Annotated in this window: 13 protein-coding genes and 2 rRNA genes; 9 read left to right on the forward strand and 6 right to left on the reverse strand. The window is 59.5% G+C overall.

All coding sequences use genetic code 11. The features are described 5' to 3' along the window. Positions 1–10 precede the first annotated feature (10 nt). From HKK54_RS09820 to HKK54_RS09830, 3 genes are read right to left on the reverse strand one after another with little or no spacing between them, the layout of a single operon-like run. A complete protein-coding gene (locus HKK54_RS09820) occupies positions 11–862 on the reverse strand; it encodes an ABC transporter ATP-binding protein (RefSeq protein WP_169386692.1) in 852 nt (283 codons plus the stop codon). Between the two features lies 1 nt (position 863). After that, the gene (locus tag HKK54_RS09825; RefSeq protein ID WP_169386693.1) at positions 864–1,889 is read right to left on the reverse strand and encodes an ABC transporter substrate-binding protein; all 1,026 of its coding nucleotides are present in this window, start codon (positions 1,887–1,889) and stop codon (positions 864–866) included. A 14-nt stretch (positions 1,890–1,903) separates the two neighbouring features. Further along, positions 1,904–2,797, reverse strand: coding sequence for a TauD/TfdA dioxygenase family protein (locus HKK54_RS09830; protein WP_169386694.1), 894 nt, complete (start codon positions 2,795–2,797; stop codon positions 1,904–1,906). 298 nt (positions 2,798–3,095) lie between these two features. Between HKK54_RS09830 and HKK54_RS09835 the strand changes: the two genes are divergently transcribed. The 5 genes from HKK54_RS09835 to HKK54_RS09855 all read left to right on the forward strand — a co-directional run bounded on the left by HKK54_RS09835 (position 3,096) and on the right by HKK54_RS09855 (position 9,753). Next, positions 3,096–3,806 (forward strand): GntR family transcriptional regulator, encoded by a 711-nt coding sequence (locus tag HKK54_RS09835; protein WP_169386695.1) that lies wholly within the window; start codon positions 3,096–3,098, stop codon positions 3,804–3,806. Between the two features lie 384 nt (positions 3,807–4,190). After that, on the forward strand, positions 4,191–4,955 hold the full coding sequence (locus HKK54_RS09840) for a DUF3050 domain-containing protein (protein ID WP_169386696.1): 765 nt from the start codon (positions 4,191–4,193) through the stop codon (positions 4,953–4,955). After that, positions 4,952–5,899, forward strand: a complete 948-nt coding sequence (locus HKK54_RS09845) for a diiron oxygenase (protein ID WP_010168727.1) — start codon at positions 4,952–4,954, stop codon at positions 5,897–5,899. The genes HKK54_RS09840 and HKK54_RS09845 overlap by 4 nt, the downstream gene beginning before the upstream one ends. After that, on the forward strand, positions 5,896–9,276 hold the full coding sequence (locus tag HKK54_RS09850; protein WP_169386697.1) for an amino acid adenylation domain-containing protein: 3,381 nt from the start codon (positions 5,896–5,898) through the stop codon (positions 9,274–9,276). The genes HKK54_RS09845 and HKK54_RS09850 overlap by 4 nt, the downstream gene beginning before the upstream one ends. A 27-nt stretch (positions 9,277–9,303) precedes the next feature. After that, positions 9,304–9,753 (forward strand): SRPBCC family protein, encoded by a 450-nt coding sequence (locus HKK54_RS09855; protein WP_169386698.1) that lies wholly within the window; start codon positions 9,304–9,306, stop codon positions 9,751–9,753. 116 nt (positions 9,754–9,869) lie between these two features. On the opposite strand, the gene HKK54_RS09860 is transcribed toward HKK54_RS09855, so the two are convergent. Beyond that, positions 9,870–11,750 (reverse strand): methyl-accepting chemotaxis protein, encoded by a 1,881-nt coding sequence (locus HKK54_RS09860; RefSeq protein ID WP_169386699.1) that lies wholly within the window; start codon positions 11,748–11,750, stop codon positions 9,870–9,872. A gap of 279 nt (positions 11,751–12,029) precedes the next feature. Here HKK54_RS09860 and HKK54_RS09865 point away from each other — a divergent pair, with 279 nt between their 5' ends. The 4 genes from HKK54_RS09865 to HKK54_RS09880 all read left to right on the forward strand — a co-directional run bounded on the left by HKK54_RS09865 (position 12,030) and on the right by HKK54_RS09880 (position 17,355). Continuing rightward, positions 12,030–12,530 carry a sigma-70 family RNA polymerase sigma factor gene (locus tag HKK54_RS09865; RefSeq protein WP_169386700.1) on the forward strand — a complete coding sequence of 167 codons (501 nt, stop codon included), beginning with the start codon at positions 12,030–12,032 and terminating at the stop codon, positions 12,528–12,530. Then, positions 12,527–13,510 (forward strand): FecR domain-containing protein, encoded by a 984-nt coding sequence (locus HKK54_RS09870; RefSeq protein ID WP_178120974.1) that lies wholly within the window; start codon positions 12,527–12,529, stop codon positions 13,508–13,510. Before HKK54_RS09865 ends, HKK54_RS09870 begins: the two co-directional genes overlap by 4 nt. Before the next feature lie 105 nt (positions 13,511–13,615). Further along, positions 13,616–16,108 carry a TonB-dependent siderophore receptor gene (locus HKK54_RS09875; protein WP_169386702.1) on the forward strand — a complete coding sequence of 831 codons (2,493 nt, stop codon included), beginning with the start codon at positions 13,616–13,618 and terminating at the stop codon, positions 16,106–16,108. Positions 16,109–16,179: 71 nt separating this feature from the next. After that, the gene (locus HKK54_RS09880; protein WP_010168716.1) at positions 16,180–17,355 is read left to right on the forward strand and encodes a PepSY-associated TM helix domain-containing protein; all 1,176 of its coding nucleotides are present in this window, start codon (positions 16,180–16,182) and stop codon (positions 17,353–17,355) included. A 78-nt stretch (positions 17,356–17,433) separates the two neighbouring features. On the opposite strand, the gene rrf (HKK54_RS09885) is transcribed toward HKK54_RS09880, so the two are convergent. Both rrf (HKK54_RS09885) and rrf (HKK54_RS09890) read right to left on the reverse strand, forming a co-directional pair. Further along, a 5S ribosomal RNA gene (gene rrf, locus HKK54_RS09885) occupies positions 17,434–17,549 on the reverse strand. Positions 17,550–17,658: 109 nt separating this feature from the next. Then, positions 17,659–17,774: ribosomal RNA gene (rrf, locus tag HKK54_RS09890) — 5S ribosomal RNA — on the reverse strand. Between the last annotated feature and the right edge of the window lie 154 nt (positions 17,775–17,928).

Genomic DNA, 17,928 nt, shown 5'->3' on the forward strand with positions numbered 1-17,928 from the left:
TGAAAACCCTTCAATAAGCGATGCGGATATCGGCGAAACCCAGCTCGGTTTCCGCCTCGGGCGCTTCATCAAACAACAGCCGATGAATGCGCCGCGCCGAAGCCTGGAACGCCACACCGCCGAGGCTGTGAAGGTCGTATTGATGGCTGTGGATTTCCGCCCGCACCCGGCCCGGATGCGGCGACAGCAACAGGATGCGGTTGCCCACCACCAGCGCTTCTTCGATGGAGTGGGTGACGAACAACAGGGTGAAACGCACCTCTTCCCAGAGCAGCAGCAGCTCTTCCTGCATCTTGCGGCGGGTCAGGGCATCGAGGGCGGCGAAGGGTTCGTCCATCAGCAGGATTTTCGGCTGCATGGCCAACGCCCGGGCGATCGCCACGCGGGCTTTCATGCCGCCGGACAGAGTGTGCGGGTAGGCGTCGGCGAACGCCGTCAGGCCGACTTTTTCCAGGTAATACAGCGCCCGCTCTTCGGCCTCGCGACGCTTGAGAGTCTTGGAGGCCAGCAGCGGAAACATGACGTTCTGCTTGACGGTTTTCCACGGCGGCAGTTGGTCGAATTCCTGGAACACCACGATGCGATCCGGGCCCGGTTGCTCGACTTTTTGCCCGAGCAGACGAATCTCGCCCTCGCACGGTTTGATAAAGCCGGCGATGGATTTCAGCAGCGTGGATTTGCCGCAGCCCGAAGGCCCCAGCAGTACAAAGCGGTCGGCCGGGTCGATCGCGAAACTGACCTGGTGGGTGGCCCGCACGACCCGTTCAGGCGTGCGGTATTCAAGGCTGACTTTATCCACCGAAAGCAGGGCTTCGGTAGCCGTCGGGTTGCTGGCCGTGTGGCCTTGCAAGGGCGCGTTCATGTCAGCTCCCTTGCAGCGGTTTGGCGTCCTGGAAGAAGTAATCCTTCCACGATTCGGGTTTGTTTTTGATCGCGCCGACGCGGTAGAGGAATTCCGCCAGCGGGTAGGTATTTTTCGGGGTGACGCTGAATTCGAACTGCGGGTTCTCGATGATTTTCAGCAACTCGGCACGGTCGATCTTGGCCTTGGTCACGCGGATGTAGGTGTCGGCGGCGGCGCCTTTGTCGTTCTGGGCGAATTGTGCCGCTTCGGTCAGTGCCTCGACGAACGCCTTGTAGGTTTTCGGGTTGTCGTTGCGGAATTTCTCGGTGGCGAACAGCACCGTCGGCGAGTTCGGCCCGAGGATGTCATAGGAGTTGAGCACCACGTGCACGTTCGGGTTGGTCAGGGCCTGTTCCTGGAACGGCGGGTTGGAGAAATGCCCGGTCAGTTCGGTACCACCGGCAATCAGCGCAGCGGTCGCATCCGGGTGCGGAACGGCGACGGTGTACTTGTCGAGGCGATTGAATTCCTTGTCGCCCCATTGCTTGGCAGCGGCGTATTGCAGGAAACGCGACTGCACGGAGACGCCCACCGCCGGCACCGCAATGCGGTCTTTTTCGGTGAAGTCCGCGATGGTCTTAACCTTGGGATTGTTGCTTACCAGGTAGTACGGGAAGTTGCCCAGGGAGGCGACGGCTTTCACGTTCTGTTTGCCGTGGGTGCGGTCCCAGATGGTCAGCAGCGGGCCAACACCGGCCCCTGCAATGTCGATGGAGCCGGAGAGCAAGGCGTCGTTGACGGCTGCACCACCGGACAATTGGGTCCAGTCGACCTTGATGTCGATGCCTTCCTGCTTGCCGTACTTCTCGATCAGGTTCTGGTCGCGCACCACGTTGAGCAGCAGGTAGACGATGCCGAACTGCTCGGCGATGCGAATCTCGCCTTCGGCCTGGGCGGCGGCAGGTGCAACCAGGCTGCCGGCCAGCAGGCTGATGCCCAGGCCAACCGTGGCGGCCAGGCGCGCAAATGGGATTTTCTTGGACATGGTCATGCTCCGGATCAGAAAGGCGCGTCGCCCTGGATGGTGGTGCGGTACAACTTGCGCCGCAGGTGGCTCGGGCAGCCGGCCGCCAGGTGGATCAGCGAACGGTTGTCCCAGAACACCATGTCGTGGGGCTGCCACTGGTGGCGGTAGATGTTTTCCGGCAGCACGCTATGGGCGTAGAGCTGGGCCAGCAAGTCGCGGCTTTCATCTTCCGGCAGGCCGACGATGCGGGTGGTGAAGCCCTCACTGACGAACAGCGCCTTGCGGCCGTTTTCCGGGTGGGTGCGCACGATCGGGTGCACCACTTCCGCCACTTGAGCCAGTTGCTCTGGGGTGAGGGTTGGGCGCCAATTGCCTTCGAATTTGGTTTCGCTATAGCGTGCGGTGTACGAATGCGCAGCACTGCGGCCTTCTACGGCCTTGCGCAGGGGCTCGGGCAGGTTGTCCCAGGCTTTGTGCATGTCGGCGAACAACGTGTCGCCACCCTCGGACGGCAGCTCCTGGGCATGGAGCATCGAGCCCAGGCTCGGCAACTCTTTATAGGAAAGGTCCGAGTGCCAGAATTTGCCGGCATCTCCCAGGCCGATGGATTGGCCGTTTTCGATGATGTTGGAGACGATCAGGATTTCCGGGTGGTTGGCCAGCAGGAACTGTTTGAGCACATGGATTTGCAGCACACCGAAGCGGCGGCTGAAGGCGATCTGTTGTTCGGGGGTGATGCGTTGGTCGCGGAAGACCACGACGTGATGGTCCAGATGCGCGCGGTGAATGCGCGCGAAGTCCTGGTCGCTGACCGGGCGGGTCAGGTCCAGGCCAATGATCTCGGCACCGACGCTGCCGGGAAATGGACGGATCTCGAAGGTTTGTGTGGTGTCGGTCGCTGTTGGAACAGTAGAGGTGGCAGACATGAGTTCACTCCCGGGCGGTCAGGAGAGTGACTTTATAGTCATAAGAACGGCATTTTAAATACCGTTAGTGAATATCGATATGCAGCAATACCGCTGTAGCCGCGACTTTCGGGAATAAAGTGTGTCTCACAGACGTTAAGCCTGTAAGACCTGACAAAAGGGCGTCGTGGGCCGGTGGAACGCGCTGTTGAGTCGCTTACAAGCCGAAACCTTGCCCGTTTGACAAGCTTGTGGACAATCTCTAGTGTGCATTGGATCCAATTAGCCACCTCACCCTGAAAAGGAGGATAGCGTAGTCGTGACGCAGAAGCCGAACCCTTTGAGCAGCATCCAGATCAGCGGGCCTATCCCCGCCCATCTCGCCCGCTCCGTGATTGAAGAAACATTGCGCAACGCCATCCTGGATGGTCGCTTGCCCTGCGGCACCGCCATGCGCCAACAGGAGTTGGCCAGCTTGTTCGGGGTCAGCCGGATGCCGGTGCGCGAGGCATTGCGTCAACTGGAAGCGCAGTCGCTGCTGCATGTGGTTACCCATAAAGGGGCGGTGGTGGCGCCGCTGATTGAAGACCATTCGGCGGAAACTTACGCCCTGCGCATCCTCCTGGAATCCGAAGCGCTGCGCTTGTCGATTCCCCTGCTCACGCCCGATGACATTGCTCAGGCTGGCGCCTTCATTGATGCGCTGGAGCGGGAAACCGATTACACCGAAATTGGCCGGCTCAACCGCCTGTTCCACATGGCGCTGTATGGCAAGGCGGGCAATCAGCGGTTGCTCAAGCTGGTTGAACACGGCTTGAACGAAGAAGAGCGTTTCCTGCGCTTCAACCTGGAGGCCATGGGCCTGGGCAAGACGTCCCAGGAAGACCACCGCGAACTGCTCGACCTGGTGGCACAAAAGAAAGTCGAGGAAAGCATCCTGACCTTGCGTAACCACCTCACCCGCGGCATGGAGGTGATTACCGGTTATCTCAAAAGTCTTGAAGAGACTGAAGAGAACGCCCCGCTGTAAATTCTCCGTGGAACCGAGACGCCTCCTTCGACCACAAAGCGCTGCGCAGCGACCTTGGCCGATGGAGGTGAACTCACAACATTCACGCCCGTTAAAAGATTAATCCGAAAAAACACTTCCTACACTTCACAGAGCCATTCAACTACCGCAATATCTTTATTCGTAACAACTAATAAAACCAAAAGCGCCTGAATACCTAATCAGACTATTACAACCTCCAAACTCTCCCCAATCGACAGCGTGAACCCTGCTCGGGCGTCACTGCGCGTGACGTTCCTTTAAATAAAGCTTTGGTGTTTTTGTCATAGCGTGCTGCTTGTTAATCAATAACAGCACGTGGCTGCTTGTTATCAGGGAAGAAACAACGACTTATAGGCATCAATCATGCTCCAGCACTCACACCTGCTTAAACAAAAAAAGCAGAAGTTACACAGCCATCCATTATTTACACAAATAAACACACTTCCAAAGTTGCGATACTTTATGGAAAACCATGTGTTCGCTGTTTGGGACTTCATGACGCTGACCAAACGCCTGCAACATGACCTGACGGGTATGCGCCTGCCGTGGTTGCCGCCGCCGGACCCGCAAGCGGCACGCCTGATCAATGAGATCGTGTTGGGCGAAGAGTCGGACGCCTGTCCCGGTCACGGCCACGGCAGCCACTTCGAGTTGTACCTGGAAGCCATGCGTGAAGTCGGCGCCAGCACCACGGCCATCGAAAAATTCATCACCCTGCAACGCGACGGCAGCGATGCAGAAACGGCCCTGCAAAGCGTCGATGCCCATCCTGCCGTGGCCCATTTCGTCAGGAGCACCTTGCAGGTTGCCCTGAACGCACCGACCCACTGTGTGGCGGCCGCCTTTCTCCACGGCCGCGAGAGCGTCATACCGGCGATGTTCAAGCGTGTCCTGGAGGGGTGCGAGAAGCTCCACCGCCAAGCCCCGACCTTCTGCTACTACCTCAAGCGCCACATGGAGGTTGACGCAGAGGAGCATGGCCCGGCGGCGGAGCAACTGCTGCAACGCCTCACACTGGCCGACCCGAGCCGCGAGCAGCAGGCCAACAGTGCCGCCCTGAGCGCCGTGGAAAGCCGCCTGGCCTTATGGGACGGGTTGCGCCTGTGCCTGCCGGAGGTACGCGTATGAACCCTGTCGACTATCGCTCATGTGCCGACGATTGGGAGCGCCGCGCGACCATCCGTACCCGCCCGCGCCGCCTGCTGGAAAACGATCAAAAGCTGATCTATCCCTTGAGCCGACAACCCTTGGTGCTGAGTGCGACCTTTGTCGATCAATGCCCACAGTGCCGCGATGTTGTCTTGTTGCAGACGTTCTACAAGTTCATCAACGACGTGGTGATCTTTGAAACCGAAATCGTCGACAAGACCGCACGCCGCATTGCCAAGAATCGCTTTTCGGTGCCCTTCCCGCTCGCCTGTCGCTACGACGCCATGACCGTGGTGGTGGACGAGGATTACCACGCCCTCGTCGCCCTCGACTTCATGCAACAGGCCGTCGAGATGACGGGCATCGCGCCCCTTGAACTGCCCGGGCAAATCGAACTGAGCCGCGCCTTGCCTGCCGCGCTGGCGCTGGCTCCCGAACACCTGCGCGATGCCGTGGAGTTGATCGCAGTGGCCATCGCCGAGAACACCGTGACCCATGACGTGGCGGCGTTTTCCAAGGACGACAGCGTCAAGCAATCCATCCGTGGATTGATGGCCGACCACTTGTTTGACGAGGGCCGTCATGGGGTTTTCTGGACGCGACTGGTACGGATCTATTGGCAGTCTGCGAGCGCCGAAGACCGCGACTGCATCGCCCGGATCCTGCCAGTATTCCTCCAGCATTACCTGACCCACGACCTGCAAAAGAACTTCGACCTGCAACTGATCGAGCACCTGGACATCAGCGCCAGCACTCGCGCTGCGTTGCGTGCCGAGGTGCACGCGATGGACTTTCCCATCACCCGCCAGCACCCGTTGCTCGGCAATATCAAGGCGTTCCTGAATCACAGCGGCCTGCTGCAAACGGCGAGCGTGGTCCAGGCCCTGGACGCCTTTCTTCCGACGCCAGGAGTTCACCCATGAGGCGCCTGAAGATTGGGTTGGTGGGCATCAGCGCGGCGTTGGATGAAGTGGGGCAGACACTGGAGCAATACGGTCATGCCCTTACGCAAACGAGCGACGCAAGGGACGTCGACCTGCTGATTGATGACGGTAGCGAGGCAATCCCGCCGGGCCTGGTTCACACGGCCTTGATGAGCTTGCGCCTGGGCCTCGGGACGCAGACTGACGGTGGGCTGCCGACCCTGCAATTCAGGTGCTACGCCAGCGCACACCGACTCCTGGCGGTCCTGAACGTTGACGCAGAACCCAGCGGCAACGGCCAACGGTTGCGGCGCCAGGCAGCTACTCGCCTGGTGGAATGGGTGGCCCAACACGTCAGCGGTTTCTCCCGGGACGCGGGCTATTTTTCGCAAACCGCGATCGCCTCCGATGCTCCCGAACACAGCCTGCAAGCGCTCGCATCGTTGGCGTACCTGCATCGCTTTAACCAGACCGCCGACTCGGCGCTGCAGCAACAAGCCCAGGTGCCCATGATCGAACGACTGGAGATCAGTCTTCAAACCTTCGCCGAACGACCGGCGCTGAACATCGCCGGGAACGTGCTGAGTTATCGACAGTTGCATCGCAAGAGCCTGGCTATCCAGCAGCATCTTTGGCCTTTGCTTGAGGCCGGCGACACACCGCAGGTAATTGGCGTTTGCCTGGGCAAGTCCCTTGAGCTGTACGCCAGCATCCTCGCGGTGCTGGGCTGCGGCGCGGTGTACCTGCCACTGGAGCCGGGCCACCCGCCACAACGCCAACAAGCCATGCTGGAAAACGCCGGCGTCTCGGTGCTGCTGGAGGACGGCCGGCATCCACTGCGAGGCCGTTTTACCGCCCTGAATGTCAGCCCCCTCGACACGCACGCCACCCCGCCGCTACTGCGCCAGCGCCCGGCCATGGACGCCCCTTGCATGGTGCTGCACACCTCGGGCACCACCGGCCAGCCCAAAGGCGCGCTGCTGAGTCAGTACAACCTGGCCCACTTCACTGCCTGGTTCGGCAGCCATGTGCAACTGAGCGAGCACAGCCGGGTGCTGCAGTTCTCACCATTGAGCTTCGACTCTTCGCTGATTGATATTTTCGCCCCCCTGATCGCAGGCGCCGAGCTGATCGTGCCCGGTGAAGACGCGCGGCGCGACCCGCAACAACTGGTGGAACTGATCCGGCAACAGCGCGTGACCCATGCCTTCCTGCCGCCGGCACTGCTGAGCATCCTCCCGCGGGATCAACCCTTGGGCCTGGCGCACCTGATAACCGGAGGTGATGTCTGCGAGCCCTGTGTCATCGAGCAACTGGCGGGACAGTGCTCCTTGCACAACTTCTATGGGCCGACGGAAGCCACCGTGCTGGTGACCCACCGCGCGCTGCAGCCGGGCGACAGCAATCGCAACGTGGGGACGCCCATCGCCAACAGCCGGGTACTGATCCTCGACGAGCAACGTCAACCGGTGGATGAACAGGTGATGGGCGAGCTGTACATCGTCGGTCCCGGTGTCAGCCTGGGTTACCTCAATCAGCCGCAGAACACCGCCGAGCATTTCGTACACCTGACGTTGCCCGACGGCCAGACCTTGCGGGCCTACCGCAGCGGCGATCTGGCGAAATGGACGGAAGATGGCATCGAGCTGGGCGGGCGTCGGGATCAGCAGGTGAAGATCCGTGGCTTTCGGGTCGAGCCCCAAGAGATCGAACACTGCCTGCGCAGCAGCCAGCTGTTTCGCCAGGTGGCGGTGGTGATCGACCGTGATCAGCGGATCCTGGCGTTTGTCGCGCAACCGGAGGCCCAGGGCACCCTGTCTGCGCTCCAGCAACATGCCCGGCAAACACTGCCCGACTATCTGCAACCTGCCCTGTGCACGGAGCTTGGGAGCATGCCGTGTACGCCCAATGGCAAGGTCGACCGCCAGGCCTTGCTGGCGCTGCCGATTCAACCGGTGCCGGCCATCAACCGCTGCTCGCCGCAGACACCGGTGCAGGCGCAGCTGCTGAAGCTATGGAGCGAGTTGCTCGGCGTGCCCGTTGCACAGCTGTCGACGCAGGACAGCTTCTTCGAGCTCGGCGGCCATTCCATCCTGTTGTCGACGATGTTGCTGCGTATCCGCGAGCAGTTCGGTCGCAGCCTCTCCCTTAACCGTTTTTTCGAAACGCCCACCGTCCGTACCCTGGCGGCGCTGATGGGTGACGGCGCGGTCCCTGAAGCGCCGGCCAGCCAGGCAACACGGGATGCGCTGCGTGAACTGGACATGCAGATGTTGCCAGCGGACCAGGCGGGTGAACCCCGCAAGGTGATCGTGACCGGGGCCAACAGTTTTCTCGGGGTGCATATCGTCGAGGCGTTACTGGCCGAGGGCGCACTTGAGGTGGCGTGCCTGGTGCGTGAGCGCCCCGGGCATTCAGCCACTGTGAGGTTCGCCGAGGCGCTGCGCGATTACCGCCTGGAACACCTGGACCTGAGTCGGGTACGGGTATACGCCGCCGACATCAGTCAGCCGCGCCTTGGCCTGGCCAGCGAGGTGTATGACTACCTCGCCGGGGAGTTCGGCGTGCTGGTGCACAACGCCGCCCACGTCAATCATGTGATGGATTACGCCACGCTGGCCAAGGACAACGTCGAGCCCGTGCTGGAATGCCTGCGCCTGTGTGAAACCCGGCGCAAGAAGGTCTTCAATTTCATCTCGACACTGTCGGCGGCCAGCAGCATCGACGCACAAGGCCAGGTACTCGAAACGCCCGCTGCCACCACACCGCCGCTGTATATCCAGAATGGCTACAACCTGTCCAAGTGGGTCGCGGAACGCCTGCTGGGGCGTGCCGTCGAGCAAGGGGCCTGGGTCAATATCCACCGTCCCGGCAACATCAGTTTCAACTGCCGCAATGGTGTCTGCGAGCCACAGAAAAATCGCCTGATGTTAATGCTCAAGGGCTCACTGCAACTGGGCCTGATGCCCCGCCTGGGGTTGAATTTTGACCTGATGCCGGTGGACTTTCTCGCGCGGTTTGTTGCGTTCCACAGCGGGCGCTGCAGTGCTGGGGGAAATGTGTTCAACCTGCACAATCCGCAACCCTTGAGCTGGGAGTCCTACGTCGATGCGTTTCGCCAGGCCGGCCATGGGTTCGAGTGGGTGAGCGTGGCCCACTGGCAACGTCACCTGCACACGGTGGATAGCCGCAATGCGCTGTTCGGCGTGCTGGGTTTTTATCTCAATGGTTTGGAGGAGGACATCGGCGACACCTCGATGATCGGCCATGACAACGCCCGGCGTGGTGTCGAGCAGATGGGCGCGCACTACCCCGAAAAAAGTCCGGCGCTGTTGCGCAAGGGCTGCGAGTACCTCAAGAGCATCGGCTTCCTGTAATCAGGCGCTTAACCGAAGGAAAATCTAATGAAACCCGATACGTTGATTCGCAACCCATGCGCCAGGCCAGTGGTGTCTTCAGTGGTGATTGCCCGTGACGCCGCCCACGTGTGGGCAGTGGTGGGGGACTTTGCAGGGTTTGACAGATTCATCCCCGCGCTGGCGCACATAGAGATGACCGGCGCGGGCATGGGGTCGCTGCGCAAGAAATTCTTCCACGACGGAAACCTGGTAGTGGAGCAACTCAACAGCCGCGACGAACAGGCCATGCAGATGACCTGGACAACGATTTACAACACCCTTGGTGTGGCCCGGCTATGGGCGGCGATACGTGTGGAGGCTTTGGGGGAGTGCAGTTCGAAAGTGACCTGGACGATCATTGCCGAGCCGGTTGAGCACGGTAAGGAGGGGTTTGAAGCATTTGTGCAGGCGTTCGCCGACAGCGCGCTGGAGAATGTGCGGCAGATGTTTGGCTGACCTTACTGTAGGAGCGAGCTTGCTCGCGAAAAACGAGAAGGCAACGCGGGCTATCTGATAGCGCTGCGTTATCGTTGACGCTCTTCGCGAGCCAGCTCGCTCCTACAGGGTCATCGTCAGATTTTGAAGCTGTCGACCAACTGCTTCAGCCGGTTGGCCTGTTGAGACAACGCGTCGCAATCCTTCAAGGTTTCGTTGAGGTTGGCCACGCCCTGCTGGTTCAACAGGTTGATCTGGTTGATGTCCACATTGAGGGTTTCCACCACCGCGGTCTGCTCCTCGGTCGCGGCCGCTACCGACTGGTTCATCCCGTCGATCTCGACAATTCGCTGAGTCACGCTGACCAGGCGCTCGCCGGCCTGGTTGGCGACCTCGACGCTTTCTTCGCTGGAGGTCTGGCTGGCGTTCATAGTGGTGACCGCCTCACGCGAGCCAATCTGCAGCGACGTGATCATTTTGTGGATCTCTTCCGCCGATTCCTGGGTACGGTGCGCGAGGTTGCGCACCTCATCCGCCACCACCGCAAACCCACGACCCGCTTCACCGGCACGCGCGGCTTCAATCGCGGCGTTGAGGGCCAGCAGGTTGGTTTGCTGGGAGATGCCTTTGATCACATCCAGGATGTGCCCGATGTTGTCGGTGCTGGCGTTCAGGGTTTCAATCTGCGTGCAGGACAGGCTGATTTTCTGCGACAGTTCTGACATCGCCAGGATGGTTTTCTCCACCACTTTGCGCCCGTCATCGGCCTGCTCACTGGCACCGCTGGCGTGCTGCGAAGCATCGGCGGCGTTGCGCGCGATTTCCTGAGTGGCGGCCCCCAGTTCGTTGATCGCTGCAGCCACGCTGTTGGTGCGGGCGCTTTGTTCGTCGGAGCCGATGATCGACGCGTTGGACGAAGCCATTACCCGCTGGGACAGGTCGTGCACCTGGCGGGTGGCCGAGGACACTTCGGAAATTGACGCATGAATACGCTCGACGAACTGGTTGAAAGCACTGCCCAGGTCACCGAATTCATCTTTGCTTTCCACGGTCAGGCGGCGAGTCAAATCACCCTCGCCCTGGGCGATGTCCTGCATGGCGCGACCCATGGTGGTCAGGGGACGCATCAAGACCTGGATCAGCAGGCTCAGGAACACCGCAATGGCGGCGACCGCGATGAACATGGCGATCAATGCCGAGGTGCGGAACTTGCCCAATGGTGCGTAGGCTTTGTCCTTGTCGATCGACAGGCCGATGTACCAGTCTGCATTCGGCAATCCGCTGATCGGGGTGAAGGACAGAATCCGTTCCTGACCATTGAGAACCACTTCCTGATTGAGCTTCTCGATGCGCACGTTGCTGCCCGGGTAGATGTCCTTGAGGTTTTTCATCACCTGGTCCTGGTCCGGGCTGACGATCACCTGGCCGTCACCGCTGACCAGGAACGCATGGCCGATACCACCGAAATCCACCGAGTTGATGATCTTCACCAGGGTTTGCAGGCTCAGGTCACCACCGACCACGCCGAGCAATTCACCATTCTTTTTCACCGGCATCGCAATGGTCACGATCAGCCCACCCACCGCTGCCATGTAGGGCGGCGTGAGCATGGTCTTGTCGGCCGCAACGGCTTGCTTGTACCAGGGGCGCTGACGCGGGTCGTAGCCATCGGGCATTTTGGCGTCGGGCCGTTGGGTGAATACACCGTTGGTTGAACCGACGTAGGTGAACTGGAAGTTGGAGGTAAATGCCGACTGGTCGACCAACCCCGGAAGGTCGGCAGCACTGCCTTGATGGGCCACGTTTTGCGCCAGGCTTTCCAGTACCAGTACCCGGCCACTGAGCCAGTTCTGCACACTGCTGGCGGTCAGTTCACCGGATTGCTGAATCGACGACTCCAGGTTTTGCCGGATGGTGTTGCGCTGCAGGTAGTCGTTGTAGAACGTGAATAACGCGAAGGCCAGAACCACTACGCCTGACGCGGCCAACAGAATTTTATGACTGAACTTGAGATTCATTTCATTGACTTCTTTTTGCCAAAAGGGGGTGAGCGTGCCGGATGCAACATTCCATGTAACGGTATAGGCAGACTCTGCGACTGCTCTATTTCGGTGCACGCATGGCTCGTCAGGCTTTCGGCCACTCCAGGATAAATCTTAGGAATTTGTGAGAAGCATCCTCTTTTAGCGTCAGAAGCCGACCGGCGGTAGCCATCTGACGGCGGGAGTTGCAAAATTTTTCAGCCTTGTCGACAATGCGACTAATTATCATTTGTGACGCTTCGCCAGGCCGTGTGAATGCCCTCTCCCGAGTACGCAGTACAGACGCTTTACAGCAACCATCACGGCTGGCTCAACACCTGGCTGCGCAGCCGCCTGGGTAACGCCGCGGATGCTGCGGACCTGGCCCAGGACACGTTCGTGCGCCTGCTGCAAAAAACCGAACGCTTCGAACTCAAGGCCCCTCGCGCCTTTCTGCGCACCATCGCCCGGGGCTTGGTGATTGATCACTGGCGTCGCGAAGAAATCGAACGGGCTTATCTGGAATCCATCGCCCACTTGCCCGAAGCCGTGGCACCGAGCGCTGAGGAGCGTGCGTTGATTCTGGAATTGCTGGAGTCCATCGCCCGGCTTCTGGACGGGCTCAAGCCCAAGGTGCGTAAGGCGTTTTTACTGGCTCAGTGCGACGGCCTGACTTACAAGCAGATTGCGCAGCAGATGGGCGTGTCGTTGCGCTCGGTGGAGCGGTATGTCGCCGAGGCGCTGTATCACTGTTATGTGCTGCGGTATGAGGCATGACCCCGATGGATAACACTGCACGCGCAGGAATCGATCCGCAGGTGGTGAAACAGGCCATCAGCTGGATGCTGCGCTTGCGTAACAATCGCACCAATATCCGCCTGAAGGCGCAATGCGAGCACTGGCGCGAGGCTCATCATGAACACGAGCTGGCCTGGCAACGCGTGCAAGCACTGCAACATGAACTGAGCAGCCAGCTGGCGGCAATTCCCGGGGCCCATGTGGCGCTGGAGAACAGCGCCCAGCGGCTCGGGCGCCGGCAAGCGTTGAAGGTGTTGTCGGGTGTGGTGTTGATCGGTTCGGCGGCCTGGGTCAGCAGAGACCTTACCGGCTGGCAACGCTGGACCTCGGACCTGGCCACCGCCACCGGCGAACGCCGCAGCGTGCAATTGCCGGATGGCACACGCCTGCAACTCAATACCGACAGCGCGGTGGACCTGGACTTCAACCCGCAGCAACGCTTGATCACGCTGGTACGCGGGGAAATCCTGGTGACCTGCGGCGCTGCAACGACGGCACCGCTGCTGGTTCGCACGCGTCATGGTTTGTTCGAAGGCATCGACGGGCGGTTCGTGGTGCGCCAGGACAGCGATTGCACTCGCTTGAGTGTGGCGTCAGGCAATGTGGCGATTCATTCGCCCCATACGGCGGACAGCCTGTTCACTCAGGTGCATGCAGGAGAAAGCTACCTGGTGCGTCAGAACGAGGCCATTCTGGCGCCGCCTTTGGATATGGATGCCGGGGCCTGGGCGGATGGATTGATCGTCACCCGCAACATGCGCCTTGCCGACTTCCTGGCAGAGGTGGGGCGCTATCGCCATGGTTACCTGGGCTGCTCAAGCGATATCGCAGACTTGCGCCTGTCCGGCGTTTTTCGGTTGGAAGACACCGAGAAACTGTTGGCGATCCTTCCGCAGACGTTGCCTGTGCACCTGCGCTATCGCACCCGCTGGTGGGTGAGCCTGGAGCGTCAGGCCTGACTATTGTTGTCGCGCCCGATTTATTTTTGGCGGCTTTTTTCCGTGAGTCCGGCTTAGACAGTAAGCATTTCAATCTGCCTTCAGCGACCTCTACGGACCTCGATAATGACTGTGCGTTTTTTCAGTAACTCACCCTCTTCCTACCCTTTGCTCGGTAAAGCCGTACGGGCAGCGCTGCTGTCGACCACGATGGGCATCGGCTTGTTGCCGGTGGCCGGGGTCGCGGCGGATAGCGGGGTCGAGCGCATCAGCCAGCGCTATGACATCCCTGCCGGGCCGCTGAGCGATGTGCTCAACCAGTTTGCCCGTCAGGCAGGCATCACCCTTTCCAGCACGCCTGCGCAGACTCAGGGCCGCCAGTCTGCCGGGCTGCACGGTGAATATTCCGCGGAGCAGGGCCTGAGCCAGTTGCTCAATGGATCCGGCTTGCAGGCACAGCCACAGGACGACGTAAGTTTCGTGTTGCAGGCCCAGCCCGAAAGTGAAGCGCTGACCTTGCCGACTACCGACATCAAAGGCTTCGCCCTGGGTAACGCCCTGGGCAGCATGGACGGCTACAACGCAACCCACAGCCAGATCGCCACCAAGACCAGTACTGCGCTGCTGGAAACATCACAAACAGTTTCGGTGGTGACCCGTGAGCAGATGGACGACCAGGGCTCGCAAACCGTTGCCCAGGCCATGCGTTACACCCCAGGCGTGCTTACCAACCCGTACGGTGCCACTCACCGTTATGACTACGTGGCGATGCGTGGTTTCAACGACGGTTCGGTGGATAACATCTACCTCGACGGCTTGAAGTCCATGGGGGACAGCGGGACCTATAGCACCATGCAAGTGGACCCCTATTTCCTCGAGCGGGTGGATATTCTCAAGGGCCCGTCGTCGGTGTTGTACGGGCGCAGCTCGCCGGGTGGGCTGGTGGCGCTGACCAGCAAGAAGCCGTTGTTTGAGCCTTACCATCAGGTGCAGGCCACCGTGGGATCGCAAGGGCAGCGAGGCATGGGTTTCGACTTCAGCGGCCCGGTGGATGACGACAAGCGTATTGCTTACCGACTGACCGGGCTTGCGGATAAGTCCGACACGCAGTTCGACCACGCCAAGGAAAAACGCTACGCGCTGGCGCCGACCTTGAGCATCGACTTTACCGATGACACGTCGCTCACGCTCCAGGCCTATCTGCAACACGATCCCGACGGTGGCTACCACGGAGGCATGCCGGCAGATGGGGCGTTGCATCAGCGCAATGGCCAGCGGATCTCCAATCACTTCTTCGAGGGTGAGCCGGGCATTGATGGGTACAAGCGTGATCAGCAGTCGTTCGGCTATCAGTTTGAGCACCGCTTCAATGATGTTTTCACGGCGCGGCAAAACTTTCGTTATCTGGACTCCAAGGTCCGCCTGGATCAGGTGTACGCCTATGGATGGACTACGCCCACGAGTAATGAGCTGAATCGCTACTACTCAGGCGGTGACGAGAAGTTGCATGCGTTCATCATCGACAACATGCTGCAGGCCGAATTTTTTACCGGCGCGACCAAACACACCGTGCTGATGGGGGCGGACTATCAGCGGCGCAAAACCGTGGTGGATTGGAGCAGCGGATCGCTGGCGCCCATCAATGCATTCACTCCGGTGTATGGTAATTCCGAGATCAGTTATTACAGCCCGACCAGCTATCTGCGTAGGCTTGAGCAGACCGGCGTTTACCTGCAAGACCTGATTGAAATGGACAAGTGGCGGTTCTCCCTCGGGCTGCGTCAGGACTGGGTCGAGACCTCTGATGAGAATCGCATTGCTGAGGTTGGCCGGCCCCTGGGCACGGAGATCAGTGATAAACGCACCAAGCTGACCGGACGTGCAGGGGCACTTTACCTGTTCGATAACGGCGTTGCGCCCTACGTCAGTTATTCCGAGTCCTTCAATCCGAACTCCTATTCGGACAGCGCTGGTAATCCTTTGGCGCCTACCGACGGCACTCAGTGGGAGGTCGGCTTGAAATATCAGCCGCCGGGTACCGACAACCTGTTCACCGCGTCGCTGTTCCGCATCGATCAGGAGAACCTGGCGACCAAGCTGCCGCAGGAAAACTTCTATCGCGCGGTCGGTGCTGTGCGCTCCCAAGGCCTGGAGCTGGAGGCGCATATGCAGTTGACCGACAACCTCAAGTTGTTGGGCAGCTATACCTTCACCGACATCGAGTATTCGAAGTCGATGGTCAGCACGTTGAGCACGGCGGACAACGTGATCGAGAACAAGGGTAATTCGCCAACCCAGGCGCCACGTCATATGGCTTCGGTGTGGGCAGACTACAAATTCGACAGCGGCGCCCTGGACGGCCTGCGTCTTGGCGGCGGTGTTCGTTATGTCGGCTACAGCTGGGCAGATGCGGAGAACACCATGAAGGTACCTGCCTACACGTTGTTTGATGCATCGATGGGTTATGACCTGGGCAAGGTGGGGTTGAAGGGTGTGGATGTGCGCCTGAATGCCAACAACCTGACGAACGAGTCCTACGTGGCGTCGTGCGCCAGTCTGAACTTCTGTTACCTGGGTGAAGAGCGCAACGTGAGTGCGACGGTGAGCTACCAGTTCTAATCCTACTCGATTCATACAAAGCCAGTTCCTGATTCCAGGCGCTGGCTTTGTCGTTTTTGCAGGAGATTTTTATGCGCGCATTGATGGTTTTACTTCATCGCTACATCGGACTGGCAACGGCGTTGTTTTTGATGATGGCGGGAATTACGGGCAGTCTTTTGGCGTTCAACCACGAGCTGGATGAATGGCTTAATCCCGGCTTCTACGAAGCAACGGCCAAGGGCTCGGCATTGCCGCCAGGTGACCTGGTGGAAAAGTTGCAGCGGCAACATCCAACGCTGCAAGTCTGGTACATGGAGTATCCACAAGAGGCAGGGCATACCGCTCTGCTGGCGGCGGTAGCGAGAAACGACCCGGCGACGGGCAAGCCCTTTGACGAGCCTAACCAGGTGTTCTATCTCGATCCGGTCACCGGCGAAGCAATGGGCCGGCGTTTTTGGGGCGCGTGCTGCTTTCAGCGTGAGAACTTCATACCGTTCATTCTGGAGTTTCACTACAACCTGACACTGCCGGGTAACTGGGGGTTGTGGCTGATGGGGCTGGTGGCGATTGCCTGGGTATTCGATTGCTTTATCGCGCTGTGGTTGACCCTGCCAAGGGGCAAACCCTTCTGGAAGAAATGGTCAACGGCGTGGAAGATCAAGGGCGGTCACGCGTACCGCTTGAACTTCGATCTGCATCGAGCAGGCGGGTTGTGGCTTTGGTTGTTGTTGCTGCCGATCGCGGTCAGCAGCGTGGCGATGAATTTGCCGAGCCAGGTATTCAAGCCGGTTGTCTCGCTGTTTTCACCGGTCGAGGCCAGTGTGTATGAGGCCCGTGGCAGGCTGCCGATTGGGCAATTGGGCGTGACGCAACTGAGCTATCAACAAGCCTATGAGCGGGCCCTGGAGGAAGGCAAACGGCTTGGGCTGACGGCGGCGATTGGAGAGCTGTACTACAGCTTTGAGTACAACTTTTATGGGGCTGGTTTTGGGCAACATGATACCGAGGCCCATGGGAAATCCTGGTTGTTTTTCCACGGGACGGATGGGCGTTTACTAGGGCAGGAAATAGCAGGGCAAGGTACGTTGGGGGAGCGCTTTTATCGGCTGCAGCTACCAATCCATGGGGGCAGGATCATCGGGGTGACGGGGCAGGTGTTGATTGCACTGCTGGGGGTTGTGATCGCGATGTTGTCTGCTACCGGAATCTACATCTGGTGGCGCAAGCTACTGGCCAGGCGAAGCAGTAAGGCACGCAAAGGATGAGTCGGTTCTAGTTCTTTGGCCAGCGCTTAAACGACAAAACCCCTGTCTGCGCTAGCAGACAGGGGTTTCGGAATTCAATCTTGACGATGACCTACTCTCACATGGGGAAACCCCACACTACCATCGGCGATGCATCGTTTCACTGCTGAGTTCGGGATGGGATCAGGTGGTTCCAATGCTCTATGGTCGTCAAGAAATTCTGTGTACCAGACCGTTGCGTTCGCAACGTGCCGGTGAAAATCATGGACTTCTACAAAAACAAAACCCCTGATCGCGTTAGCAATCAGGGGTTCTGGAATTTAATCTTGACGATGACCTACTCTCACATGGGGAAACCCCACACTACCATCGGCGATGCATCGTTTCACTGCTGAGTTCGGGATGGGATCAGGTGGTTCCAATGCTCTATGGTCGTCAAGAAATTCGGGTACTGAGTCGTGGCCAGTTGGCCTCGCTTCAGCAAATTGGGTATGTGACAGCTTTCGGTGTTTGCAAGAATCGAACTTTCGGTTCATTTCGTCTTCACACACCGCAATCTGGTGCCTTTTCAGGTCAGCAAATTGCTTGGGTGTT

The organism is Pseudomonas sp. ADAK13 (genome assembly GCF_012935715.1).
Taxonomy (GTDB): domain Bacteria; phylum Pseudomonadota; class Gammaproteobacteria; order Pseudomonadales; family Pseudomonadaceae; genus Aquipseudomonas.